This is a genomic window from Nocardioides alkalitolerans (assembly GCA_038184435.1).
GTDB classification, from domain to species: domain Bacteria; phylum Actinomycetota; class Actinomycetes; order Propionibacteriales; family Nocardioidaceae; genus Nocardioides; species Nocardioides alkalitolerans_A.
The window spans coordinates 1,192,665-1,218,008 of sequence record CP116227.1; the positions used below are offsets into that span (position 1 = coordinate 1,192,665).

Annotated in this window: 24 protein-coding genes; 21 read left to right on the forward strand and 3 right to left on the reverse strand. The window is 74.1% G+C overall.

Translation table 11 applies throughout. The features are described 5' to 3' along the window. Positions 1–35: 35 nt before the first annotated feature. The 18 genes from PIR53_05785 (at position 36) to PIR53_05870 (ending at position 18,518) form a co-directional block, all read left to right on the forward strand. A complete protein-coding gene (locus PIR53_05785; GenBank protein ID WZH53506.1) occupies positions 36–1,112 on the forward strand; it encodes a diiron oxygenase in 1,077 nt (358 codons plus the stop codon). A 121-nt stretch (positions 1,113–1,233) separates the two neighbouring features. Next, the gene (locus PIR53_05790; protein ID WZH53507.1) at positions 1,234–3,012 is read left to right on the forward strand and encodes an FAD-dependent oxidoreductase; all 1,779 of its coding nucleotides are present in this window, start codon (positions 1,234–1,236) and stop codon (positions 3,010–3,012) included. 10 nt (positions 3,013–3,022) lie between these two features. Then, positions 3,023–3,934: a pyridoxal 5'-phosphate synthase lyase subunit PdxS gene (gene pdxS, locus PIR53_05795; GenBank protein WZH53508.1), complete on the forward strand. Its 912-nt coding sequence runs from the start codon at positions 3,023–3,025 to the stop codon at positions 3,932–3,934. A 19-nt stretch (positions 3,935–3,953) separates the two neighbouring features. Beyond that, on the forward strand, positions 3,954–5,099 hold the full coding sequence (locus PIR53_05800) for a metallophosphoesterase (GenBank protein ID WZH53509.1): 1,146 nt from the start codon (positions 3,954–3,956) through the stop codon (positions 5,097–5,099). 97 nt (positions 5,100–5,196) lie between these two features. Then, entirely contained in the window at positions 5,197–5,721 is a 525-nt protein-coding gene (locus PIR53_05805) for an alternate-type signal peptide domain-containing protein (protein WZH53510.1), read from the forward strand. Between the two features lie 25 nt (positions 5,722–5,746). Next, positions 5,747–6,346: a signal peptidase I gene (locus PIR53_05810; GenBank protein ID WZH53511.1), complete on the forward strand. Its 600-nt coding sequence runs from the start codon at positions 5,747–5,749 to the stop codon at positions 6,344–6,346. 7 nt (positions 6,347–6,353) lie between these two features. Then, positions 6,354–7,028, forward strand: a complete 675-nt coding sequence (locus PIR53_05815) for a hypothetical protein (protein WZH53512.1) — start codon at positions 6,354–6,356, stop codon at positions 7,026–7,028. Continuing rightward, positions 7,025–7,651 carry a SipW-dependent-type signal peptide-containing protein gene (locus tag PIR53_05820; GenBank protein WZH53513.1) on the forward strand — a complete coding sequence of 209 codons (627 nt, stop codon included), beginning with the start codon at positions 7,025–7,027 and terminating at the stop codon, positions 7,649–7,651. Before PIR53_05815 ends, PIR53_05820 begins: the two co-directional genes overlap by 4 nt. Further along, complete coding sequence (locus tag PIR53_05825) at positions 7,648–8,502, forward strand: hypothetical protein (GenBank protein WZH53514.1); 855 nt, start codon at positions 7,648–7,650, stop codon at positions 8,500–8,502. The genes PIR53_05820 and PIR53_05825 overlap by 4 nt, the downstream gene beginning before the upstream one ends. A 60-nt stretch (positions 8,503–8,562) precedes the next feature. Then, the gene (gene pdxT, locus PIR53_05830) at positions 8,563–9,222 is read left to right on the forward strand and encodes a pyridoxal 5'-phosphate synthase glutaminase subunit PdxT (GenBank protein ID WZH53515.1); all 660 of its coding nucleotides are present in this window, start codon (positions 8,563–8,565) and stop codon (positions 9,220–9,222) included. A gap of 16 nt (positions 9,223–9,238) precedes the next feature. Beyond that, the gene (locus PIR53_05835) at positions 9,239–10,006 is read left to right on the forward strand and encodes a YebC/PmpR family DNA-binding transcriptional regulator (protein ID WZH53516.1); all 768 of its coding nucleotides are present in this window, start codon (positions 9,239–9,241) and stop codon (positions 10,004–10,006) included. A gap of 102 nt (positions 10,007–10,108) precedes the next feature. Beyond that, positions 10,109–10,699, forward strand: a complete 591-nt coding sequence (gene ruvC, locus PIR53_05840; protein WZH53517.1) for a crossover junction endodeoxyribonuclease RuvC — start codon at positions 10,109–10,111, stop codon at positions 10,697–10,699. Next, entirely contained in the window at positions 10,696–11,298 is a 603-nt protein-coding gene (ruvA, locus tag PIR53_05845) for a Holliday junction branch migration protein RuvA (GenBank protein WZH53518.1), read from the forward strand. Before ruvC ends, ruvA begins: the two co-directional genes overlap by 4 nt. Before the next feature lie 11 nt (positions 11,299–11,309). Next, positions 11,310–12,389 (forward strand): Holliday junction branch migration DNA helicase RuvB, encoded by a 1,080-nt coding sequence (gene ruvB, locus PIR53_05850; protein ID WZH54403.1) that lies wholly within the window; start codon positions 11,310–11,312, stop codon positions 12,387–12,389. Between the two features lie 91 nt (positions 12,390–12,480). Further along, complete coding sequence (gene yajC / locus PIR53_05855; protein ID WZH53519.1) at positions 12,481–12,810, forward strand: preprotein translocase subunit YajC; 330 nt, start codon at positions 12,481–12,483, stop codon at positions 12,808–12,810. 1 nt (position 12,811) lies between these two features. Next, entirely contained in the window at positions 12,812–15,376 is a 2,565-nt protein-coding gene (locus PIR53_05860) for a hypothetical protein (GenBank protein WZH53520.1), read from the forward strand. Between the two features lie 38 nt (positions 15,377–15,414). Next, on the forward strand, positions 15,415–15,954 hold the full coding sequence (locus tag PIR53_05865) for an adenine phosphoribosyltransferase (protein ID WZH54404.1): 540 nt from the start codon (positions 15,415–15,417) through the stop codon (positions 15,952–15,954). Positions 15,955–16,283: 329 nt separating this feature from the next. Further along, the gene (locus PIR53_05870) at positions 16,284–18,518 is read left to right on the forward strand and encodes a bifunctional (p)ppGpp synthetase/guanosine-3',5'-bis(diphosphate) 3'-pyrophosphohydrolase (protein WZH54405.1); all 2,235 of its coding nucleotides are present in this window, start codon (positions 16,284–16,286) and stop codon (positions 18,516–18,518) included. A 100-nt stretch (positions 18,519–18,618) separates the two neighbouring features. On the opposite strand, the gene PIR53_05875 is transcribed toward PIR53_05870, so the two are convergent. After that, the gene (locus tag PIR53_05875) at positions 18,619–19,845 is read right to left on the reverse strand and encodes a DUF349 domain-containing protein (GenBank protein ID WZH53521.1); all 1,227 of its coding nucleotides are present in this window, start codon (positions 19,843–19,845) and stop codon (positions 18,619–18,621) included. A gap of 139 nt (positions 19,846–19,984) precedes the next feature. On the opposite strand from PIR53_05875, the gene PIR53_05880 reads away from it, so the two are divergent. Genes PIR53_05880 through aspS form a run of 3 tightly spaced genes read left to right on the forward strand, consistent with a single transcriptional unit; the run spans position 19,985 to position 23,896 of the window. Continuing rightward, the gene (locus PIR53_05880; protein WZH53522.1) at positions 19,985–20,713 is read left to right on the forward strand and encodes an MBL fold metallo-hydrolase; all 729 of its coding nucleotides are present in this window, start codon (positions 19,985–19,987) and stop codon (positions 20,711–20,713) included. Positions 20,714–20,744: 31 nt separating this feature from the next. Beyond that, positions 20,745–22,127, forward strand: a complete 1,383-nt coding sequence (hisS, locus tag PIR53_05885) for a histidine--tRNA ligase (protein ID WZH53523.1) — start codon at positions 20,745–20,747, stop codon at positions 22,125–22,127. Next, a complete protein-coding gene (gene aspS / locus PIR53_05890; GenBank protein WZH53524.1) occupies positions 22,124–23,896 on the forward strand; it encodes an aspartate--tRNA ligase in 1,773 nt (590 codons plus the stop codon). The genes hisS and aspS overlap by 4 nt, the downstream gene beginning before the upstream one ends. A 75-nt stretch (positions 23,897–23,971) precedes the next feature. Here aspS and PIR53_05895 read toward each other — a convergent pair whose 3' ends face one another. Together PIR53_05895 and PIR53_05900 are read right to left on the reverse strand one after the other, a co-directional pair. Next, complete coding sequence (locus PIR53_05895; GenBank protein ID WZH53525.1) at positions 23,972–24,640, reverse strand: TrkA family potassium uptake protein; 669 nt, start codon at positions 24,638–24,640, stop codon at positions 23,972–23,974. Continuing rightward, positions 24,640–25,302 (reverse strand): TrkA family potassium uptake protein, encoded by a 663-nt coding sequence (locus PIR53_05900; protein WZH53526.1) that lies wholly within the window; start codon positions 25,300–25,302, stop codon positions 24,640–24,642. Before PIR53_05900 ends, PIR53_05895 begins: the two co-directional genes overlap by 1 nt. Positions 25,303–25,344 lie beyond the last annotated feature (42 nt).

Consider the following 25,344-nt stretch of genomic DNA (forward strand, 5'->3'; position numbering starts at 1 on the left):
GCCACGGCGCGGTCCGCGACGACGAGGAGGGCACCATGTCCGCCCAGGCCCACGAGCTGCACCCGATCGACGGTGGTGACACCTCCGCCGACGCCGCCGAGACCCGGTCCCGGCTCGAGCTCATCGACTGGAACGAGCCGGAGGTGCCCGAGGGCCTGACCGACGCGGAGTACGACGAGGTGCTGCACCGCCTCTCGGTCGCCTCGGTCGAGCGTCACTTCGACGCGTTCGCGGACATCGACTGGGACCACCCCGACTTCGAGGTGCGCGCCGACGACCCGCGCTGGGTGCTGCCGGACGTCGACCCGGTGGGTCGTCACCCCTGGTACAAGGCGCTGCCGCTCGAGGAGCAGATCCGCGTCGGTCAGTGGCGCTACGCCAACATCTTCAAGGTCGGCCTGCAGTTCGAGAACATCCTCATCCGCGGGATCATGCAGTACGTCTTCACCGTCGAGAACGGCTCGAAGGAGTACCGGTACCTCACGCACGAGGCGACCGAGGAGTGCCACCACACGCAGATGTTCCAGGAGGGCGTGAACCGGATGGGCGTCGACGCCCCCGGCATGCCCCGCTGGCTCCGCGCGGTGGCGTGGGCGCTGCCCCTGGCCGCGAGCAAGGTCCCCCTGGCCTTCTTCATCGGCGTGCTCGCGGGCGAGGAGCCCATCGACCACACGCAGAAGGCACTGCTGCGCGAGGACGTCGAGGTCCACCCGATGATCAAGCGCATCATGCAGATCCACGTGGCGGAGGAGGCGCGCCACATCTCCTTCGCCCACGAGTACGTCAAGCGCAACGCCCCCCGCATCGGCCCGGTCGACCGCTTCCTCGTCTCCGTGGCCTTCCCCGTCATCATGCGCGTGCTCGGTGACGCGATCCTGGTGCCGGTGAAGGAGTTCCAGCAGGAGTTCGCCATCCCCGACGAGGTCATCGACGAGCTGTTCTGGGAGTCGCCCGCGTCGAAGGAGTTCCTCAGCGAGCTGTTCTCCGACGTGCGGATGCTCGCCGAGGAGTCCGGTCTCATGACGCGGTTCTCGCGCCGCATCTGGCGTGCGCTCGGCATCGACGGCCGCCCCTCGCGCTACCGCAGCGAGCCGGCCGTCAAGTTCGCCTGACGCCGCCACCGCCGCACCCCCGCCGCGCCCCCGGGGCCGGCCCTTCCCGACATCCCGCCACGCGGCGGCGCCGACACCCGTCGGCGTCGCCGCGTTCCGCTCCCGAGGCCGGAGACCCCTCATGCCCCACGTCGTGACCCGTTCTTGCTGCGGCGACGCCTCCTGCGTCTTCGCGTGCCCGGTCAACTGCATCCACCCCACGCCCGACGAGCCGGACTTCGCGACCGCCGAGATGCTCTACGTCGACCCGGTCGCCTGCGTCGACTGCGGCGCCTGCGTCTCGGCCTGCCCGGTCGGGGCGATCAAGCCGCACACGAAGCTCACCGACGCCGAGCTGCCGTTCCTCGAGATCAACCAGCTGTTCCACACGCCCCCGGCCCCGCGGCCGGTCCAGGCGCCGCTACGGAAGATCGCCCGCACGGATCCCGCGCGGGGTGGCCTGCGGGTCGCGATCGTGGGTTCCGGCCCGGCCGCGCTCTATGCCGCGGACGAGGTGCTCAAGCAGGACGGCGCCCGGGTCACCGTCGTGGACCGCCTCCCGACGCCGTACGGGCTGGCGCGGGCCGGTGTCGCGCCCGACCACCCCGACACGCGCGAGGTGATCGGGCTCTTCCGGGAGATCGAGCGCCAGGAGGGCTTCGCCTACGTGCTCGGCGCCGAGGTGGGCACCGACCTGACCCACGAGGACCTCGCGGCCCACCACCACGCGGTGCTCTACGCCACGGGCGCGTCCCTCGACCGACGCCTCGGGATCCCGGGGGAGGACCTCGCCGGCAGTGGCACGGCGACGGCGTTCGTGGCCTGGTACAACGGCCACCCCGACCACACCACCCTCGACGTGCCGCTCGACGCGGAGCGAGTCGTCGTCGTGGGCAACGGCAACGTCGCGCTCGACGTCGCGCGCATCCTGGCCACCGATCCCGAGCGCCTGGCCGGCACCGACATCGCCGACCACGCCCTCGAGGCCCTGCGCGACAGCGCGGTGCGCGAGGTCGTGCTGGTGGCGCGGCGCGGTGCCGGCCAGGCGGCGTACACGCTGCCCGAGATCACGGGTCTCGCCATGCGCGACGACATCGACCTGGTGGTCGAGGGCGGCCTGCGGCTCGACGCGGAGACCGAGCGGCGTCGGGCCGCGGGCACGCTCGACCGGCTCCTCGAGCAGAAGCTGCGGGTGCTCGAGCAGCTCCCGGAGCCCCGTGGCGCCGGCCGGCGTCGGGTGGTGCTCCGCTTCGGCGCGTCCCCCGTCCGCGTGCTGGGTGAGGGTGCGGTGACGGGGGTCGAGCTCGTCGAGAACGACCTGCTGCTCGACGCCGACGGCACGGTGCGCGCCGTCCCGACCGACCGCACCACCCTCCTCGAGGCGGGCCTCGTGCTCCGCTCGGTCGGCTACCGCGGCCGGCCCGTCGCCGGGGTGCCCTTCGACGCGGCGACGGCGACGATCCCCAACGCCGGCGGCCGGGTCGTCGACGCGGCGGGCGCCGCCGTGCCGGGGACGTACGTCGCCGGCTGGATCAAGCGGGGCCCGTCGGGCTTCATCGGCACCAACAAGAGCGACGCCGAGGAGACGGTCGCCCACCTGGTCGACGACTTCAACGCCGGTGCGCTGCCCGACCCGGCGGGGGCGGCGACGTCGTTCGCCGCGCTCGTGCGGCAGCGCGTGCCGGGCGCCCTCGACCTCGACGGCTGGCGTGCGGTCGACTCCTACGAGCGGGCGTGGGGGGCCGAGCACGGCCGGCCGCGGCGCCGCCTCGTCGACCGCGCCGCCATGGCCGAGGTGGTGCGGGTCGCCGCCGAGCGGCGCGAGCGCGAGGAGCTGGCGCGCGCCCGGCGGGGCCGCAGCACGCCGTGGCGCCGGTCCGAGGGACGGGCGGCGTCCGGACCGGTCAGCCCCCGGCTCTAGGGTGCCGCCCATGACGAGCACGGAGAACGGCAGCACCCCGTCGAGCACCGGCACCTCCCGCGTGAAGCGGGGCATGGCGGAGATGCTCAAGGGTGGCGTGATCATGGACGTGGTCACGCCGGAGCAGGCGAGGATCGCCGAGGACGCGGGCGCGGTGGCGGTGATGGCGCTGGAGCGCGTGCCGGCCGACATCCGTGCGCAGGGCGGGGTCTCGCGGATGAGCGACCCCGACATGATCGACGGGATCATCTCCGCGGTCTCGATCCCGGTGATGGCCAAGGCCCGGATCGGTCACTTCGCCGAGGCGCAGGTGCTGCAGTCGCTCGGGGTGGACTACATCGACGAGTCCGAGGTGCTGACCCCGGCGGACTACGCGAACCACATCGACAAGTGGCAGTTCACGGTGCCGTTCGTGTGCGGGGCGACGAACCTGGGCGAGGCGCTGCGGCGGATCACCGAGGGCGCGGCCATGATCCGCTCGAAGGGCGAGGCCGGCACGGGTGATGTGTCCAACGCGGTGATGCACATGCGCACGATCGGCGGCGAGATCCGGCGGCTGGGTGCGTTGAGCCCGGACGAGCTGTACGTCGCGGCGAAGGAGCTGGCGGCGCCGTACGAGCTGGTGGCGGAGGTCGCGGCGGCGGGCAAGCTGCCGGTGGTGCTGTTCACCGCGGGTGGGATCGCGACCCCGGCGGACGCGGCGATGATGATGCAGCTGGGCGCGGAGGGCGTGTTCGTGGGCTCGGGGATCTTCAAGTCGGGCAACCCGGCGCAGCGGGCCGAGGCGATCGTGAAGGCGACGACGTTCCACGACGACCCGGACGTGGTCGCGAAGGTGTCGCGCGGGTTGGGTGAGGCGATGGTCGGGATCAACGTCGAGGAGATCCCGCAGCCCCACCGCCTCGCCGAGCGCGGTTGGTGACGTCCGCGAGGATCTCCGGGTGATCTGGCTCGGTCTGCTCCTCTTCCTCGCTCTCCTGGTCGGCTGGGTCGTCTGGCTCGTCCGCCGCCTCGCGGTCGCTCCGCGCTGGGACGAGGTGCTGCCCGCCGGAGCCGCGCGCTGGGTGCGGCGCGGCGCGACCGCCTTCGTAATCCTCGGCACGGTGCTCCTCGTCGTCGCCGAGGTGCTGCAGCGGCTGGTCGACCCCGCGCCGTGGCGTCCGCTGCTCTGGCTGGGCCTGACCTGGGTGGCGGTGGTCTGGTACCTGACGCTCGGCCTCGCGCTGGTCGCGCTGGTCTGCGGGGGGCTGCGTCTGCTCCGCCGTCCGGCGTGGCGCGACGCGGTCGCGCGCGTGGGTGCCGTCGGTGCGGTCGTCGTCGCGCTGGGCGCCACCGGATACGGCCTCGGGGAGGCGGCGGACGTGCGCACGAGCGAGGTCGAGGTGACCGTCGACGACCTCGACCCCGGCCTCGACGGCCTGCGGGTCGCCCTGGTGACCGACCTCCACGTCGGCCCCGTGCGGGACGCCGACTTCGTCGCCTCCGTGGTCGACCGCGTCCAGGACGCCGATCCCGACCTGGTGGTCCTCGGCGGGGACTACAGCGACGGCCTGGAGCGCCACGTCGGGCCCTACCTCGATCCGCTCGGGGAGCTGGACGCGCCGTACGGGGTCGTGGCGGTCACGGGCAACCACGAGTTCATCAACGGTGACGCCGACGAGGTGATGGTCCGGCTCGAGGGCCTCGGCGTGACCGCCCTGCGCAACGAGAACATCGTCGTCGAGCGCGACGGCGCCCGGCTCGTGGTCGCCGGTGTGCACGACGCCGTCGGCGAGGGCGACGACGCGCCCGATCCCGACGCGGCGCTGGCGGGCACGAGCCCCGACGACGCGATCCTGTACGTCGCGCACGAGCCCTCGCAGGTCGAGGGCGGCCGCGGGATCGACGTGCAGATGTCGGGCCACACGCACGGGGGCCAGCTGTGGCCGTTCGGCTACCTGGTGCGCCTCGACCAGCCCACCCTGGCGGGCGTCGACGACGTCGAGGGCGTCCAGGTGGTGACGAGCCGCGGGGCGGGCGCCTGGGGCCCGCCCGTGCGGGTGGGGGCTCCGCCGGAAGTCGTCGTGGTGACGCTCCGCGCGGGTTGACGAGGTCACCCGAACGTTGATGGGGATCTGTGCATAGCGAACGCCTCGTGGTTGTGTGGGTGATGTCCATCACATCGCTCGTCTGGGGAGAAGAGCCATGCAGAAGATCACGAAGGGGGCGATCGCCGCGGGTGGCGCGGCGGTGCTCCTGCTCGGCGGCGCCGGTTCACTGGCGTTCTGGAACGCGACCGCGGACGTGCCGGGAGGTGCCGTCGACTCCGGGGAGCTGACGCTGACACCGGTCGCGGCCGGCCAGTGGACGTTCAACGGGGACCCGATCGCCGACCCCGGCGCCGTCACCCTCGTGCCGGGCGACGAGCTCGCCTACAGCGGCACCTACACGATCGGCGCCGAGGGCGACAACCTCGAGGCCGACGTCGCCGTGACCGGCGGCGCGGCGGCGGGCTCGCTCGCGCCGTACCTGACGACGTCGCTCGACTACACCGTCGACGGTGCCGACGACGTCGACGCGATCACCGAGGCCAACGACGGCGACGTGCTCGCCGTCGACCTCGCGATCAGCTTCCCGTTCGGCACGACGGCGGACAACGCCTCGCAGCAGCAGACCCTCGACCTGGGCGCGGTGTCCATCGCGCTCACGCAGACCGACGCGACGCCCTGAGGGGCCGCGTCCGTCGGAGCAGGCCGTGACGCGCCGGCGTCGCGTCCTGGGTGGGGCGTGGCGTGCGCTGTGCGTCGTCGTGATCGCGCTCGGGGTGCTCGTGGTCGGGGTCGCCGTGGTCGTGCCGCGCCTGGGCGGCGCCACGCCGTACACGATCCTCACGGGGTCGATGGAGCCGACCTACCCGCCCGGCACGCTCGTCGTCGTGCGCGAGGTCGATCCCGACGACATCGTCACGGGCGACGTCGTCACCTTCCAGCTGCGCTCGGGCGAGCCGGCCGTGGCGACGCACCGCGTGGTCGGGACCGGCCGCAGCACGGTCGGCGGCGAGGTGGTGCTCACGACGAAGGGCGACGCCAATGCGACCGCCGACGCCGAGCCGGTCCGTGCCGTCCAGGTGCGCGGCCGGGTCTGGTACGCCGTGCCCTGGCTCGGCCACGTGGGCGCCGCGCTGGGGGCCCCGACCCGGCAGGTGCTCGTGTACGTCGCCGCCGGCGCGCTCCTCCTGTACGCCGCGGCCATGGTGGTCGCGGGCGTGCGGGAGCGGCGTGCCGGCGTGACGAGCACCGGTGGGACCGGTGGGACCGGTGATGCCGCCGGACGGGGCGGCCGGCACGGGGGATGAGGACGGGATGACCCGGTGGGACGGAGTGCTCGCGGTCGCGCTGCTCGGCGCGGCCGCGGTGCTCGGCGTGCCCGCCACCCTCGCCGCTCCGTCGGCTCCGTCGGCTCCGTCGGCTCCGTCGGCTCCGTCCGCGGGCGGGCCCGTGCCGGTCGAGGTGAGCCACGACGGCCGGGCCTGGTCGACGTCGCTGGAGGAGCCGCTCCTCGACCCCGACGTGCGCTGGGTGCCGGGGGACACCCGGACGGCCCGGTTCCACGTCCGTCACCACGCCCCGGAGGGAGGAGTGCTCGACGTGAGGGCGCGCCTGCTGCCCGCGGCCGACCGGGGTGACGCCTGGCGGGACCTCGACCTCGCGGTCCGCGTCGGGAAGGACCCCTGGCGCTCGGTGGCGACCGGAGCGGGGGACGAGCCCCGCCAGGTGCGGGTGTCGGCCCCGGCGGAACCGGGCGAGGATCAGGTCGTCGTGGTCCGGGTCGGTGTCGACCCCGCCGTGCGGGGCGACCAGGCGCGGGCGGCCGACCTGGCCGTGGAGGTCGCGCTCGTCGGCGCGGCCGCGGGGGCCGAGGGCGAGGACCCGACGAGCCGCCCCCTCGCGCCCCAGGGCCTCCTGGCGCTCGGGCTGCTCGCCTGTGCCGCGGGCGTCTTCCTGTGGGCGACGCGGCGTCGCCCGGAGCAGCCGTGAGCGGCGGGGCGCACCGGGCCGGACGCGCCGGACGCGCCGGGCCGTTGCCCGGAGCGGCCCGGACGCGGCTGACGCGGGCTGCCCTCGCGTCCGTCGCGGCCGTCCTGCTGCTCCTCGGGGCCCAGGGCACGTTCGCGTTCTGGAGCGACCGCGCCACCGTGACCGGCGGGCCGATCACGTCGGGCTCGCTCGACCTCACCGTCGACGGGTCGCAGGGAGCGCCGTCCTACGCGAAGACGGGGCTCACGCTCAACGGCATGCTGCCGGGCGAGAGCGTCGCCGAGACGGTCGTGGTGCGCAACGTCGGGTCCGCGCCCTTCCGGTGGACCGCCACCGTCACCCCGGGCGGCGACCTCGGACCGGCCCTCGACGTGCAGCTCTACCTGGGCTCGGCCACCACGGGGGACGACACCACGTACCCGCGCACCGAGGGCTGTGCGACCACCACGACGCCCGTCGTCAGCGGCACGACCGCCACCCGGCTCGACCCGGGCGCGGTCGGCACCGCCGGGCAGACGCTGTGCATCCGCGTCGCCCTGCCCTCGTCGGTCGGCGACGCCTACCAGGCGCGCACCTCGGGCTCGGTCTCCGTGCGGCTCGACGCGACCCAGGCCCTGCCATGAGGCGCCTCGGCCTCGTGGCCGGCACGGTCGCGCTCGTCCTGTCCCTGGTGAGCGCGGCGTGGGCGGTCTTCACCGACACGGCGACCGTCCGGGCCGGGTCGGCGACCGGAAGCGCGACGGCGTTCACGTCGGGCTCGCTGGGAACCCCGGGCACGCCGGTGGTCGCGGCCCAGGCGACACCGACCAGCGCCCTCACCCTGACCTGGACGGCCGCGAGCGTCACCGGTGGGGGCACGGGCGCGACGCCGTCGGGCTACGAGGTGCTCCGCTGGTCCGCGGCGACCGGGGGCACGGCCACCACGGTGTGCACGACCACCACGGCCGTCACCTGCAGCACGACGGCGCCGACGAGCGGCGCGGCCTGGTTCGCGGTCCGCGCGCGGATCGGTGGCGCCTGGGCGCGGGACTCGGCCCGCGCGGCCTGGGTCGACACGGTGGCGCCGACGGCGTCCTTCACCCAGCCCACCAACGGGCTGAGCCTGCTCGCCGGGGTGCTCGCGAGCAACGTGACCACGTCCTGCGGGGCCGGCGCGGTCGCCTGCGGCACCGCGTCGGACTCCTCGACGACCGCCTCGGCGCAGTACCGCTTCGTCCGGGGCGGCACGCAGTGCTGGAACGGCTCCGCGTGGGTCGCCGGCAGCAACGCCGCGTGCGCGGCGGGGGTCTACCAGGCCGGGACGGTGCAGCAGGGGACGTCGCCCACGACCACCGCCACCTGGCGCGTGCCCGGCACACCGGGCGGCGTGAACGGTGCCTACAACGCGCTGACGAGCTACACCCTCGCGATCCGGCTGACCGACGCGGCGGGCAACCGCACGGACGCGTCGATCAGCTTCTCGACGCTCCTCTGAGCCCCGCCGTCATGCGGACGGTGCCGACGGCGCGCGCACCGCCCGCTAGCGTCACCCCTCGTGTCCCGCCCCACCGCGCCGTACGTCGGCGTCCTCGCCCTCCAGGGGGACGTGCGGGAGCACGTCGCCGCCCTCACGGCCCTCGGTGTCGACGCGGGTCCGGTGCGCCGGCCCGCGGAGCTCGACCGGTGCGACGGGCTCGTGCTGCCCGGCGGGGAGTCGACGACCATCGGCCGGCTGGCCCGGCACTTCGACATGCTCGCGCCGCTCCGCGCGTACGTCGCGGCCGACCGCCCGGTGCTCGGCACGTGTGCCGGGATGGTGCTGCTGGCCGACCGGGTGCTCGACGGCACCCCGGCCCAGCAGGACGGCAGCGAGATGGTCGGCGGCCTCGACGTGACCGTCCGGCGCAACGCGTTCGGGCGCCAGGTCGACTCGTTCGAGACCCCGATCCTGCTCCACGGCGCAGAGGTGTCCGTGCCGGGCGTGTTCATCCGGGCCCCCTGGGTCGAGGCCGTCGGGCCGGGGGTCGAGGTGCTGGGACGGGTCGAGGCGTCCCCGGCGCAGGGCGACGCCGCAGGTAGGATCGTCGCGGTCCGGCAGGGCGCCGTGCTCGCGACGTCGTTCCACCCCGAGATCGGGGCGGTCGGCGGGTCGGTGGTGCACCGCCTGCTCCTGGACGTGATCGACGAGGCGGCGAGCGCCGCTCGAGGCAGCTGAGAAGAAGAGGTAGCGCATGTCCGGCCACTCCAAGTGGGCGACCACGAAGCACAAGAAGGCCGCGATCGACGCCAAGCGCGGCAAGCTGTTCGCCAAGCTCATCAAGAACATCGAGATCGCGGCCAAGATGGGCGGCCCCGACCTCGGCGGCAACCCGACGCTCTACGACGCCGTGCAGAAGGCGAAGAAGCAGTCGGTCCCCAACAAGAACATCGACGCGGCCGTGAAGCGCGGCGGCGGTCTCGACGGCGGCGGCGTCGACTACGAGACGATCATGTACGAGGTCTACGGGCCCCAGGGCGTCGCGCTCCTCGTCGAGTGCCTCACCGACAACCGCAACCGCGCCGCGATGGAGGTGCGCACCGCGGTGACCCGCAACGGCGGCACCATGGCCGACCCGGGCTCGGTCTCCCGGCTCTTCCAGCGCCGCGGCGTCGTCGTGGTCGCCAAGGAGCAGGACGGCAAGGTCGTCTCGGAGGACGAGGTCATCGAGGTCACCCTCGACGCCGGTGCCGACGAGGTCGCCGACCACGGCGACACGATCGAGGTGCAGTCGGAGCCGGGCGACGTGGTCGCGGTGCGCACCGCCCTGCAGGAGGCGGGCATCGACTACGACTCCGCCGAGGTGCAGTTCGTCGCGACCATGGACATCCCGGTGACCGAGCCCGAGGCCGCCGGCAAGGTATTCCGGCTCGTGGACGTCGTCGACGACCTCGACGACGTGCAGAACGTGTTCACCAACGCCGACATCCCCGACGAGGTCATGGAGCAGGTCGACGCCTGATCCGGCTCCTCCCGCCGCCCCGGCGCGTCGGCGCCCGCGACGGGCGCCGCGCCGGATAGCGTGCGCGGCTAGAACAGACGTTCGACGTCGAGGGAGGGTGGCATGCGCGTCCTGGGGATCGACCCCGGTCTGACCCGCTGCGGCGTGGGTGTCGTGGAGGGCCGGCTCGGGCGTCCGCTGACCCTGGTCGACGTCAACGTCATCCGCACGTCGGCGAGCGTCGCCGTGCCGGAGCGCCTCGTCACGATCGAGCGGGGCGTCGAGGCCTGGATCGAGGAGCACCGGCCCGACGTGGTCGCCATCGAGCGCGTCTTCGCCCGGTCCGACGTGAGCACGGTGATGGGGACGGCGCAGGCGAGCGGCATCGCGATGGTGGTCGCCGCGCGCCGGGGCATCACGGTCGCGCTCCACACGCCGAGCGAGGTCAAGGCGGCCGTCTCCGGCAGCGGCCGGGCCGACAAAGCCCAGGTGGGCGCCATGGTCACCCGGATCCTGCGGCTGGACGCGATGCCCAAGCCCGCCGACGCGGCCGACGCGCTGGCCCTCGCTATCACGCACATCTGGCGGGGCGGGGCGCAGCAGCGGCTGGAGGCGGCGACCGCCGCGGGCGCCGGGAGCACCGCACCGAACAGGTACGCCGCGGCCGTCGCCGCACACGGGAGGCAGGGCATGAGCGGGAGGAAGCAGGGATGATCGCGTTCGTGCGGGGCGAGGTCGCCGCCGTCGGACTGACCTCGGCGGTCGTGGCCGTCGGCGGGATCGGGCTGGAGCTCCAGTGCACGCCCGGCACGCTGGCCACGCTGCGTCGGGGCGAGCAGGTCACCCTGCCGTCGAGCCTCGTCGTGCGCGAGGACTCCCTGACGCTGTTCGGCTTCCTCGACGATGACGAGAAGCAGGTCTTCCAGCTCGTGCAGACCGCGTCGGGGGTGGGGCCCAAGGTCGCGCAGGCGATGGTCGCCGTGCTGCGGCCCGACGAGCTGCGGCGGGCGGTGCGCGACGAGGACGTGAAGACGCTCACCCGCGTGCCCGGCATCGGCCCGAAGGGAGCGCAGCGCATCATCCTCGAGCTCAAGGACAAGGTCGGCGTCGCCGGCACGTCCGCCGCCCTGCCCGATGGCACCACGGCGCCGGCGGCGGGCTGGCGCGAGCAGGTCCACGGCGGTCTCGTCGGTCTCGGCTGGACCGCGAAAGAGGCCGACAAGGCCGTCGAGGGCGTCGCCCCGCAGGCCGGCGACACCCCCGACGTGGGCGCGCTGCTGCGCGCCGCGCTGCAGTCGCTGAGCCGGGCGTGAGCGGCGCGGAGATGTCGTACGACGACGAGCTCGACGCCGCGGAGGAGATGCACCTGCGGTCGCTGGTGGCTGCCGAGGCGGACGGCGACGAACGGGCGGTCGAGGCCGCGCTGCGCCCGCGGACCCTCGACGAGGTGGTCGGCCAGGTGCGGGTGCGCGAGCAGCTCGGCCTCGTGCTCGAGGCGGCCCGCCGCCGCGGCCGGACGCCCGACCACGTGCTGCTGTCCGGACCTCCGGGGCTCGGCAAGACGACGCTCGCCATGATCATCGCCGCCGAGATGTCGGCGCCGCTGCGCCTCACCAGCGGCCCGGCGATCACCCACGCCGGCGACCTCGCGGCGATCCTGTCGGGCATGAACGAGGGCGACGTCCTCTTCGTCGACGAGATCCACCGCATGTCGCGCCCTGCGGAGGAGATGCTCTACATGGCGATGGAGGACTTCCGGGTCGACGTCGTCATCGGCAAGGGCCCGGGGGCGACGGCCATCCCCCTCGAGATCCCGCCCTTCACGCTCGTCGGGGCCACCACGCGCGCGGGCCTGCTCCCGGGGCCGCTGCGGGACCGCTTCGGGTTCACGGCGCACCTCGAGTTCTACGAGCCGGACGACCTGGACCGCATCGTCCGACGCTCGGCCGGCCTGCTCGGCTGCGAGGTCGAGCTCGACGGCACGGCGGAGATCGCCTCCCGCTCCCGCGGCACGCCGCGCATCGCCAACCGGCTGCTCCGCCGCGTGCGCGACTACGCGCAGGTCCGTGCCGACGGGGTCGTCACCCGGGCGGTGGCCCGGGCCGCGCTCGACCTCTACGAGGTGGACGCGTCCGGGCTCGACCGCCTCGACCGCGCCGTGCTCGACGCCCTCTGCCGGCGGTTCGGGGGAGGCCCCGTCGGGGTCTCGACCCTCGCCGTCGCCGTCGGCGAGGAGCGCGAGACGGTCGAGGAGGTCGCGGAGCCGTTCCTGGTGCGCCAGGGCCTCCTCGCCCGTACGCCGCGGGGCCGCGTGGCCACGCCGGCCGCCTGGGCCCACCTCGGGCTGCGGGCGCCGGCGGGAGCCTGGGCCGACCCGGTCGACGCACCGCTCTTCGAGGGCTGACCCCGCCGGGTCGGCGCCCCGGCGCCGGGTCCGGATAGGATCGCCGCAGCCCCCGGGCTCCACGTCGCCGATCGGAAGAGACCCTTCTCTCGTGTACGAGCTGCTGTTCCTTGTCGTCATCGTCTTCTTCTTCTGGCTGGTGCTGATCCGCCCGCAGCAGCGCCGGGCGAAGGCGCAGCTCGAGCTCCAGCGGTCGCTGCAGGCGGGCCAGCGGGTCATGCTGACCAGCGGTGTCTTCGGCACCCTGGTGGACGTCGAGTCCGGCGACAACGTGACCGTGGAGCTCGCTCCCGGCGTGGTCGTCGAGGTCGTCCGCGGCGCGATCGCCGTGGTGGTCCCCGAGGCTGCCGACGAGCCGGAGGCGGCCCCGACCGACGCCGACGCGGTCGTCGACCTCGACAAGCGGGCCGACGAGAGCTGAGATGAGCGCGGTCGCGTCACGCGGCTCCCGTGGCGCGGTCCTCTACGCGCTGCTGCTCCTCACGACCATCGGTCTGCTGCTCCTGACGGCGACCTGGACGCCCCGGTGGGGCGTGGACGTGCTGGCCGGCACCCGGGTCGTCGTGACCCCGGCCGACCCCGACGCCTCCGACGCCGACCTCGACGCGACGGCGGCCGAGCTCCAGGCGCGTGCCCGTGCGGCCGGCGCCCCCGGCGCGACCGTGCGACGGGGTGGCGACGGCGCCTTCCTCGTCGCCCTCCCCGGACGACCCGACGAGCGGGTGCTCGACGCGCTCCGGTCCAACGACCAGGTCGCGCTCCGCGGGGTGGCGGCTGTCGGGCTCACCCTCCCGAGCCTGCCGCCGCCCCCGTCGGGCGCCCCGACGCCCGCGCCGACGACCGACTTGCCGACGCCCGACGGGGCCGCGGAGGACTTGACCCTCGCCCCGGACCCGGCCTGGTCCGCAGCGCTGGCCGCCCTCCGGTGCGACGACCCGGCGACCGCCGCGGCACTGGCCGAGCAGGACGCCGACCCGCGACGTCCGCTGCTGGCGTGCGACACCACTGGTGTGCCGCTGCTGCTCGGGCCCGCCCTCGCCACCGGCACCGCCGTGGACGACGCCCGCGCCGAGCTGGACACCGGCACCTGGGCGGTGGACCTCGACCTCGAGCCCGCCGCCGCCGGGACGGTCGCCGCTGCCGTCGAGGACCTGATGCCCCTCGCGGAGGAGCGCGTCGCCGTGGCGGCCGAGGACGAGCCCGCCGAGCCCTCCTCGGCCCCCGACGACGACCAGGCGGAGGGATCCGTCGACCCGGAGGACGACGAGCGCCCCCCGCTCCGCGTGCTCGCGGTGACGCTCGACGCCGACCTCGCCGCCGTGGGGGACGCCCGGATCGACCTGCCCACCGCGCCGGACGGTGAGGAGGGTGCTGCGGACCCGGACGAGCGGGACGCGCCGGACGGGGCGGAGGGCGGCGCGGGCGCCGTCGTCGCGGTCGCCGTCGTCGCGGTCGCCGACCCCACGCTCGACCAACGCTCCGCCGCGGACGTCGCGGCCCGGGTGCGGGACGGCGCTCTGCCGGCCGCCGTCGGGTCCGTCGCCGAGGTGCGTCTCGGCTCCACGCTCGACCGCGACGAGGGCTCGCACGCGGCGGTCGCAGCGCTCCTCGGTCTCCTCGGTGCCGTGCTCGTGGCGCTGGCGCTGCTCCGCCGCCGCGCGGTCCTGCCCGTGGCGGCCGTCGTCGGCACCGGCGCACTCGCTGCGCCGGGGCTGCTCGTGGCCGACCAGGTGCTCGGCCTGGCCCTGTCCCTGCCCGTCGCGGTGGCGACGCTCGGCACCCTCGGCGTCGCCTCGCTCCTGGCGGTCGGCATCCTCGTCGTGCAGGAGCGGGAGCTGCCCGGCCGCACGCCGTCGTCGGCCGCGTCCCGCGCCGGCGCCGAGGTCTGGCGCCGGTGGTGGCCGCCGGTCGCCGCGGGCGTCCTGGGTGCGGGCCTGGTGCGGCTGTCCGCCGGCGACCTCGTCGGCGACGTCGCCGTCGCGGTCGGCACCGTCCTGCTCGCCGCGCTGGTGACGGGCGGGACCCTGGTGCGCTCCGGGGCCGTGCTCCTGGCCGGGGGCGCGGGGGACGACGCCGTCGCGCCGGCGCCGGCCGTCCCGAGCACGCCGGGTGCCGCATCCACCGCGTCCCCGCCGGGGGCGTCGCGACCCACGCCCGTCGTGCTGGCCGCGCTCGCGCTGGTGGGACTGGTCGCCGTCACCGGCCTGGTGGTGCGGGGCGTCGCCTCCGACCCGGCCTTCACCGCGGGGGAGGAGCACCTCGTCACCGTGAGCGGCGACCCCGTCGACGCCCGGGGCGCGGTGCGGGACGCCGCGCGGGACGCGGGGGTCCCGGTGTCCTCGCTCCGCGACGCGGGGGAGCGCACCGTCCTGCTGACCACACCCACGCTCACGGACGCCGAGCGTTTCGACCTCGTGGGCGCGCTCCGCGCCGTACCGGTGGTCACGGGCCCCGTCACCACCGGCGGGTTCGACGCCGCCGGGTCGACCCGCGCCTGGCAGGTCGGGGCCGCGCTGCTCGCCCTCGCGCTGCTGGGCGGCGTGGTGCTCGGACGCCGTCTCATCGCCGCGCCGCTGCGCCTGGTGCCGGTGGTGCTGGCGGCGACCGCGGTCGACCTGCTCCTCGGGCTCGGCCTCGCGTCCTGGGTCGGCGTGACCTGGTCTCCCGCCACGCTCGCCGCCCTCGGTGTCGTCGCGGTGGTCGGCGTGACCACCCACCTCGCCGTCGTCGCCGACCGCGCGAGCGGGGCGCGGCTGGCGCCGCGGTACGTCGCGGGCAGCCTGCTGCACCTCCTTCCCCTCGCCGCCGTCGTGGTCGCCGCGCCCTCGGTCCGCGGACCCTTCGCCGTGGTGCTCGCCGGCCTGGCGGTCGCGCTCACCAGCGCGCTCTGCCTGACGGCCGCGGCCGCCGGGACGCAGGTCCCGGCACCCGGCGGACGTCCCGCCGTACCCCCGTCCCGCCCCGACCGAGAGGTGCCCGTCCCGTGATCCCCGTCCCCGGCTCCACCCCCACCCGCGACGAGCGGATCGCGGCCGGCGCCGCGGCGGTCGCCGCGCTCCTCGTCGACGTGCCCGACTTCCCCGAGCCGGGGGTGGTGTTCAAGGACGTCACCCCGCTGCTCGCCGACGCGGCGGGCTTCGCCGCGACGGTCGCCGCGCTCGCCGAGGCGGGCCGCGGCGACGACGGTTCCGTGGTCGTCGACAAGGTCGTCGGCATGGAGGCCCGCGGCTTCCTGTTCGGCACGCCGGTCGCGCAGGCCCTCGGCGTGGGCTTCGTGCCCGTCCGCAAGGCGGGGAAGCTGCCGCGCGAGGTGCTTGAGCAGTCCTACGCGCTGGAGTACGGCGAGGCGACGCTCGCCGTGCACGTCGACGGCGTGGCGCCGGGGGAGCGCGTGCTCGTGGTGGACGACGTGCTCGCCACCGGCGGCACCGCCGTCGCCACCCGGGCGCTGGTCGAGCGCTGCGGCGCCCAGGTGGTCGGCTTCGCGCTGCTGCTGGAGCTCACGTTCCTGCCCGGCCGCGCGGCGCTCGGCGAGACGCCCGTGCTGACGCTCCACCAGGTCTGAGGGCGGCGACCCGGCGCACCGCGGTCCGTGCCGGGTCCGCGGACACGGTGTCGGCGCCAGCGCCTAGACTGGCGAAGGTGAGCGACGAGCGAGCGGGCAGCACGGGCGCAGAGGTCCGTTCGCGGGACGACGACGCCGTGCCCGCGGGCGGCGAGACCGCCCCCGTCGTAGGCCCCGGCGCGACCGACTCCGACGCCTCCGAAGCCTCCGGCGCCCCCGCCGACGACGCAGGGCGCGCCGCCTGGCTCCGCGCCCGTCGCCCCACGCCGGGTCGCGACGTCGCTACCGCCCCGACGCGCAGCACGGAGTCGGTGACGTCGGCCCGCAGCATGCGGGCGCGGCTCGCGCGGATCGGCACGCGGAGCCAGCCCGGCAACCCCGTGCTCGACCCGCTGTTCCGCGCCGTCCGCGCCAACCACCCCAAGGCCGACCTCGCGCTCCTGGAGCGGGCGTACCTGACGGCCGAGCGGATGCACGGCACGCAGATGCGCAAGAGCGGCGACCCCTACATCACGCACCCGCTCGCCGTGACGACGATCCTCGCCGAGATCGGCATGACGGAGCCGACGCTGGTGGCGGCCCTGCTCCACGACACGGTCGAGGACACGCCCTACACGCTGGACGAGCTGCGCGCCGACTTCGGCGACGAGGTCGCGCTGCTCGTCGACGGCGTGACGAAGCTCGACAAGGTGCAGTACGGGGACTCGGCGCAGGCCGAGACCATCCGCAAGATGATCGTCGCGATGTCGCGCGACATCCGCGTGCTCGTCATCAAGCTCGCCGACCGGCTGCACAACATGCGCACGCTGCGCTACGTCAAGCAGGAGACGCAGGAGCGCAAGGCCCGCGAGACCCTCGACATCTTCGCGCCGCTCGCCCACCGCCTCGGCATGAACACGCTGAAGTGGGAGCTGGAGGACCTGGCGTTCGCGACGCTGCACCCGAAGATCTACGACGAGATCGTGCGTCTCGTCGCCGACCGGGCGCCCTCGCGCGACCAGTTCCTCGCCGAGGTGATCGCCCAGGTCACGGCCGACCTGAAGGACGCCAAGATCAAGGCGACCGTCACCGGGCGGCCGAAGCACTACTACTCGATCTACCAGAAGATGATCGTCGGCGGTCGCGAGTTCACCGACATCTACGACCTGGTCGGCATCCGCGTGCTCGTCGAGGAGGACCGCGACTGCTACACGGTGATGGGCACCGTGCACCAGCGCTGGAACCCGGTGCTCGGCCGGTTCAAGGACTTCATCGCGATGCCGAAGTTCAACATGTACCAGTCGCTCCACACCACCGTGATCGGCCCGCAGGGCAAGCCGGTGGAGATCCAGATCCGCACGTTCGCCATGCACAAGCGGGCGGAGTACGGCGTGGCGGCGCACTGGAAGTACAAGGAGGACAACCGCGCCGGCGTCGACACCGACCGGCTCGGCGACCCCGACGACATGAACTGGGTGCGCCAGCTGCTCGACTGGCAGTCCGACGTCGAGGACCCGAGCGAGTTCCTCGACTCGCTGCGCTACGAGATCAACCGCGCCGAGGTCTACGTCTTCACCCCGCGCGGCGACGTCATCGCGCTCCCGACCGGCGCGACACCGGTCGACTTCGCGTACGCGGTCCACACCGAGGTGGGCCACCACACGATCGGCGCCCGCGTGAACGGCCGGCTGGTGCCGCTCGAGTCCACGCTCGACAACGGCGACGTCGTCGAGGTGTTCACCTCCAAGGCGCAGACCGCCGCGCCGTCTCAGGACTGGCTGACCTTCGTCAAGTCGCCCCGCGCCCGCTCCAAGATCCGCGCGTGGTTCACCAAGGAGCGTCGCGAGGAGGCGATCGAGCGCGGCAAGGACCAGCTCGCGAAGCTGATGCGCAAGGAGGGCCTGCCCCTCAAGCGCCTCATGTCCGCGGAGACGCTGCGGCTCGCGGCGGTCCACTTCAAGCTCGACGACATCACGGCGCTCTACGCCGCGGTGGGCGAGGGCAACCTCTCCGCCCAGGCCGTCGTACGCCGCGTGATCGACCTCCACGGCGGCGAGGAGGGCGCACGGGAGCACGCCGCCGAGGGCGTCACGATCACGTCGCCGCGGCGGTCGCGGAAGGTCACGCCGAGCAGCACCGAGTCGGGCGTCATCGTGCGCGGCGTCGCCGACGTGTGGGTGAAGCTCGCCAAGTGCTGCACGCCCGTGCCGCCCGACCCGATCCTCGGCTTCGTCACCAAGGGCGGCGGGGTCTCCGTGCACCGGCAGGACTGCACCAACGCCGGCAACCTCCAGGGCCAGCCGGAGCGGCTCGTCGACGTGGAGTGGGCACCGACGGCGCAGTCGACGTTCCTCGTCAACATCCAGGTCGAGGCGCTCGACCGTGCGCGGCTGCTCTCCGACATCACCATGGTGCTCTCGGACGCCCACGTGAACATCCTCAGCGCGACCCTCAGCACCACGCGCGACCGCGTGGCGAAGAGCCGGTTCACGTTCGAGATGGCCGACGCGAAGCACCTCGACACCGTGCTCCGCGCCGTCCGCACCGTGCCGGGCGTCTTCGACGCCTACCGCGTCACGCAGTAGGTCGCCGCCCGCCCGGCAGGGCACCCCGCACCCCGTGACGGGCCCGGCCCCGCACCCAGGACGGGTGCGGGGCCGGGCTCGTGTGCGACGTGCCGACGGATCAGCCGAAGTCCTCCGACGCGCGGCGCGCGGCGTCGAGGAACATCTGGCGGGAGGCGAGGTTGCCCTCGAGCTCGGTGACCTTCTTCTGGTTGCCGGCGGCGCGGGCCTGCTCCAGCTCGGCCTCGACCTCGGCGATCGCCGACTCGAGCTTGGTGATGACGTCGTTGGCGCGGGCGGACTTCTCCGGGTCGGAGCGGCGCCACTGCTCGTCCTCCACGCCGCGCAGCGCCTGCTCGACGCGGCGCATCCGGCCCTCGAGGTCCTTCATGCGCTCGCGCGGCACCTTGCCCGCGGCGTCCCAGCGCTCGGCGAGGTCACGGAAGGTGCGCTTGGCGGCCTCGAGGTCCTGCACGGGCACGAGGGCCTCGGCCTCGACGAGGATCTGCTCCTTGACCTCGGCGTTGGCGGCGAACTCGGCGTCGAGCTCGGAGTTGGCGGCGTCGCGCGCGCCGAAGAACGCGTCCTGAGCGGCGCGGAAGCGACGCCACAGCGCCTCGTCCACGTCGCGGGGGGCGGGCCCGGCGGCCTTCCAGTCGCGCATGAGGTCGCGGTAGCGGCCGGCGGTCGGACCCCACTCCGTCGAGGTCGCGAGCGCCTCGGCCTCGACCACGAGCCGCTCCTTGACGGCGCGCGCGCCCTCGCGCTTCTCGTTCAGCTGGGCGAAGTGCGACTTCCGTCGGCGGGTGTACGCCGTCCGCGCGCCCGAGAACCGCCGCCACAGCGCGTCGTCGGAGCTGCGGTCGAGGCGGGGGAGCGCTTTCCACTCCTCGAGCAGGTCGCGCAGGCGGTTGGCGCCGTTGCGCCAGTCGTCGCCCTCGGCGATGGCCTCGGCCGCGCTCGCGATCCGCTCCTTCTCGCCGCGGGCCGCGGCGACCTTCTCGGCGCGCTCGGCCTTCTTCACCTCGCGCTGGGCGTCGATCGTGGAGGTGAGCGCGTCGAGCCGCGTCAGCAGCGCGGCGAGGTCGCCGACGGCGTTGGCGTCGGTCACGGCCGCGCGGACCTTCTGCACGGAGGCGGCTGCGTCCTCGGGACCGACCGCGCCGCTCGAGATCCGCTGCTCCAGCAGGTCGACCTCGAACTTCAACGCGTCGTACCGGTCCGTGAAGAACTTCAGCGCCTCCGCGGGCGAGCCCTCCGGGTACTGCCCCACGGCACGTTCCCCGTCGGAGGTGCGCACGTAGACCGTGCCGTCCTCGTCGACCCGTCCCCACTCATGACCCGTCACGTGGTCGTCCTCTTCGCTCGCTGGCCGCTGGCCGCAGCCGCATGCGTCGGGGGTGTGCCCGTCCGTGCGACTACCGGGGGCCATGCTAGTCAGATGCGCCGAAGTGCGGGGGCACGAACCCACTCGGTACTGTGCTCGGGTGTTCATCGCCGGATTCCCCGCAGGCTCGTGGGGCACGAACTGCTACGTCGTCGCGACCGGCAAGGGCACGGAGTGCATCGTGGTCGATCCCGGCCAGGACGCGGCCGCGGGTGTCGAGCAGGTCGTGGCCGAGAACCGGCTCAAGCCCGTCGCGGTGCTGCTGACCCACGGACACATCGACCACATGTGGTCGGTGACGCCGGTGGCGGGCGCCTACGACGCGACGGCGTGGATCCACCCGCGTGACCGGCACCTGCTGAGCGACCCGATGGCCGGCATCTCCCGCGAGAGCGCCGCGATGCTGCTCGGCGGTCGCCACGAGTTCGTCGAGCCCGACGACGTCGCGGAGCTCGCGGACGGCCAGGCGCTCGAGCTGGCGGGCCTCACCTTCACCGTCGACCACACGCCGGGCCACACCGCCGGCTCCGTCACCTTCCGCACGCCGTACGGCGCGGCCGCGGGCCAGCCGGAGATCTCGGAGGTCATGTTCGCGGGGGACCTGTTGTTCAAGGGCTCCATCGGACGCACGGACCTCCCCGGCGGCGACCATCCGACGATGCTGCGCACCCTCGCGAGCAAGGTGCTCCCGCTGGCCGACGACGTCGTCGTGCTCCCCGGGCACGGCGAGCAGACCTCGATCGGTCGCGAGCGCGCGACGAACCCCTACCTGCTCGACCTCCTCGAGGACGACGGCGACGGCACCCCGCCGGTGCGCCGCGGCCTCTGAGCGCTCGACCGTCCCAGGAGATCCCCACCCCATGAGCAAGCCCACCCCGCTGAGCGGGTTCCCCGAGCTGCTGCCCGCCCAGCGGGTCGTCGAGCAGCTCGTCGTCGACACCCTGCGCCAGACCTTCGAGCTCCACGGCTTCGCCGGCATCGAGACCCGCGCCGTCGAGCCGATGGACCAGCTGCTGCGCAAGGGCGACACCTCGAAGGAGGTGTACGTGCTGCGGCGCCTGCAGGCCGACGAGGCGGGCTCGGACGCCGGCATCGGGCTGCACTTCGACCTGACCGTGCCGTTCGCCCGCTACGTCCTGGAGAACGCCGGGAAGCTGGAGTTCCCGTTCCGGCGCTACCAGATCCAGAAGGTGTGGCGCGGCGAGCGGCCGCAGGACGGGCGCTACCGCGAGTTCACGCAGGCCGACATCGACGTCATCGGCCGCGACACGCTGCCGTTCCACCACGACGTCGAGGTCACCAAGGTGATGCTCGACGCGCTGCGCCGGCTCGCGCACCCCGACGTCATCGGTCTGCCGGGCTTCCGGCTGCAGGTCAACAACCGCAAGCTCATCCAGGGCTTCTACCTGGGCCTCGGCCTGACGCAGGTCGACGAGGTCATGCGCCTCGTGGACAAGCTCGACAAGCTGCCGACGGAGAAGGTCGCCGAGCTGCTCGTCGCGGAGGCCGGGGCGACCCCCGAGCAGGCCGAGGCCTGTCTCCGCCTCGCCACCATCCGGTCCGACGACGACTCCTTCGTCGCGCAGGTGCGCGCCCTCGGCGTGACCCACGAGCTGCTCGACGAGGGGCTCGACGAGCTCGCGACCCTCGTGCGCGGCGCCGCCCCCCTGGCCGACGAGCACGTACGGATCACCGCCGACCTGTCGATCGCCCGGGGCCTCGACTACTACACGGGCACCGTGTTCGAGACGCGCCTCGACGGCTACGAGTCGATGGGCTCCATCTGCTCGGGCGGTCGGTACGACGCGCTCGCCTCCGACGGGCGCTCGACGTACCCCGGCGTCGGGATCTCGCTCGGCGTCTCCCGCGTGCTGGTGCCGCTGCTGTCCCGCGGCGTCCTGACGGGCAGCCGCTCCGTGCCCAGCGTCGTGCTCGTCGCGCTCACCGACGAGGCGACCCGCCCGGCGAGCGACGCCGTCGCCGACGCGCTCCGGGCCCGCGGCATCGCCTGCGAGGTCGCCCCCACGGCGGCCAAGTTCGGCAAGCAGATCAAGCACGCCGACCGGCGTGGCATCCCGTACGTCTGGTTCGTCGGCGCCGACGAGCAGGGCGCACCGACCCACCAGGTCAAGGACATCCGCGACGGAAACCAGGTGGACGCCGACCCGGCGGCCTGGACACCATCGACCGAGGACCTGCGTCCGCAGGTCGTCAGCCCCACCACCGAGGAGACAAGCTCGTGATCCGCACCCATGACGCCGGGGCCCTGCGCCCCGAGCACGTCGGCCAGACCGTCACCCTCGCCGGGTGGGTGGCCAAGCGGCGCGATCACGGTGGCGTGGCGTTCCTCGACCTCCGTGAGTCGAGCGGCGTGGCCCAGGTCGTCGTGCGCGACGAGGAGGTCGCCGGCGGGCTCCGCAACGAGTACTGCGTGAAGGTCACCGGCGAGGTCGCCCTGCGCCCGGAGGGCAACGCCAACGCCAACCTGGCGTCGGGCGAGATCGAGGTCATCGCGACCGAGGTCGAGGTGCTGTCGGCCGCCGCGCCGCTGCCGTTCCCGATCGACGACCACGTGGACGTCGGCGAGGAGGCGCGCCTGCGGCACCGCTACCTCGACCTGCGCCGTACGGGTCCGGGCCGCACGCTGCGCCTGCGCAGCGAGGTCAACCGCGCCGCGCGCGAGGTGCTGGCCGGGCACCAGTTCGTCGAGGTCGAGACGCCGACGCTCACGCGCTCGACGCCGGAGGGTGCCCGCGACTTCCTCGTGCCGGCGCGCCTGCAGCCGGGCAGCTGGTACGCCCTGCCGCAGAGCCCGCAGCTGTTCAAGCAGCTGCTGATGGTCGCCGGGATGGAGCGGTACTACCAGATCGCGCGCTGCTACCGCGACGAGGACTTCCGGGCCGACCGCCAGCCCGAGTTCACGCAGCTCGACATCGAGATGAGCTTCGTCGAGCAGGAGGACGTCATCGCCCTCGCCGAGGAGATCCTCACCGCGCTGTGGGCGCTCGTCGGTCACGAGGTGCCGACGCCGCTGCCGCGGATGACGTACGCCGAGGCGATGGCCCGGTTCGGCTCCGACAAGCCCGACCTGCGCATGGGCCAGGAGCTCGTCGAGTGCACCGACTACTTCAAGGACACGACGTTCCGCGTGTTCCAGGCGGAGTACGTCGGCGCGGTCGTGATGCCCGGCGGCGCCTCGCAGCCCCGCAAGCAGCTCGACGCGTGGCAGGAGTGGGCGAAGCAGCGCGGTGCCCGGGGCCTCGCCTACGTGCTGGTGCAGGAGGACGGCGAGCTGACCGGGCCCGTCGCCAAGAACCTGTCCGACACCGAGAAGGCCGGCCTGGCCGCGCACGTCGGCGCCGTCCCCGGCGACTGCATCTTCTTCAGCGCCGGTGCGACGAAGCCGATGCGCGCGCTCCTCGGCGCCGCCCGCCTCGAGATCGGACGTCGCTGCGGCCTCATCGACGAGTCGGCGTGGAGCTTCCTGTGGGTCGTCGACGCCCCGCTGTTCGAGCCCGCCTCCGACGCGGTCGCGAGCGGCGACGTCGCCGTCGGTGCGGGCGCGTGGACCGCGGTGCACCACGCGTTCACGTCCCCGAAGGACCCCGAGGGCTTCGACGCCGACCCCGGCAACGCGCTGGCGTGGGCGTACGACATCGTCTGCAACGGCAACGAGATCGGCGGCGGCTCGATCCGCATCCACCGCGAGGACGTGCAGAAGCGCGTGTTCGCGCTGATGGGTCTCGACGAGGCGGAGGCCGAGGAGAAGTTCGGCTTCCTGCTCGAGGCGTTCAAGTACGGCGCGCCCCCGCACGGCGGCATCGCCTTCGGCTGGGACCGGATCGTGGCGCTCCTGGCGGGCGTCGACTCGATCCGCGAGGTCATCGCGTTCCCGAAGTCGGGCGGCGGCTTCGACCCGCTGACCGCGGCCCCGGCGCCGATCACCCCGGCCCAGCGCAAGGAGGCCGGCGTCGACGCCAAGCCCGAGCCGAAGCCCGAGCCCGAGGCCTGATCCCTCGCCGAGTTGTCACGTACGACGCGTTCGTCGCGGCGTACGTGACAACTCGGCGCGGCAGGGAGCCGCGCCTCAGGGGTGGGTCGAGGGCGCCAGGAGGCGCTCGAGGTCGTCCTCGAGCTCGGTGGGGATGACGAACAGCAGCTCGTCGCCCGCCTCGAGCGGCTGCTCGGCGTCGGGCGTGTAGACCTGGCCGTCGCGCAGGATCGTGACGAGGGCGCAGTTGTCCGGGAACGGCACGAGCCCCGACGGGGTGCCGACGTACGGCGAGTCCTCGGGCAACGTCAGCTCCACGAGGTTCGCCTGGCCCTGGCGGAAGGTGAAGAGCCGCACGAGGTCGCCGACGGCCACGGCCTCCTCGACGAGGGCCGACATGATGCGCGGCGTCGACACGCTGACGTCGACGCCCCAGGCCTCGCCGAAGAGCCACTCGTTGTCGGGGTGGTTGACCCGCCCGACGGTGCGCGGCACCGCGAACTCGGTCTTCGCCAGCAGCGACGTCACGAGGTTGGCCTTGTCGTCGCCGGTCGCGGCGATCACGACGTCGCACTTGTCGAGCCGCGCCTCCTCGAGCGAGGACAGCTCGCAGCAGTCGGCGAGCAGCCACTCGGCCTCCGCCACGCGCTCCGGGCGGATCGCGTCGGCGGCCTTGTCGATGAGCAGCACCTCGTGGCCGTTCTGGATCAGCTCGGCCGCGATGGAGCGCCCGACGGCGCCCGCTCCGGCGATGGCGACGCGCATCAGCTCTCCTCCGGGCCGCGGTCGATGGTGCGGTAGGCGTGCGCGGCGTTCTCCTCGCGCATCACCAGGTGCAGGAGGTCGCCCTCCTGGATGACGCTCTCGCGGTGGGGCAGCTCGCCCTCGCCGAGCCGGTCCATCCAGGCGATGCGCGTGCGCGTCTGCTCCTGGAACGCGACGGTGCGGTGGCCGACCCACGCGGCGGGCGCCGGCACCTGGTCGAGGCGGATGGTGCCGGACGGGTCACGGAAGTCGGGCTCGGCGCCGGCGGGCAGCAGCCGACGCAGCACCTGGTCGGCCGTCCACTTGACCGTGGCGACGGTGGTGATGCCGAGCCGCTGGTAGACCTCGGCGCGCCCGGGGTCGTAGATGCGGGCCACGACCTGCTCGAGCCCGAACGACTCGCGCGCGACGCGGGCCGCGATGATGTTGGAGTTGTCGCCGCTCGAGACCGCGGCGAAGGCGTCGGCGCGCTTGATGCCGGCCTTGACCAGCACCTTGCGGTCGAAGCCGACGCCGGTGATCTTGTCACCGTTGAACTCGGGTCCGAGCCGTCGGAACGCCTCCGACGCGACGTCGATGATCGACACCGTGTGGTTGCGGTCCTCGAGGCTGCGCGCCAGCGTGGAACCGACGCGGCCGCAGCCCATGATCACGACATGCACGTGCGGAACGGTAGCCCAGCACCGGTCCGTGCGGGGGATCAC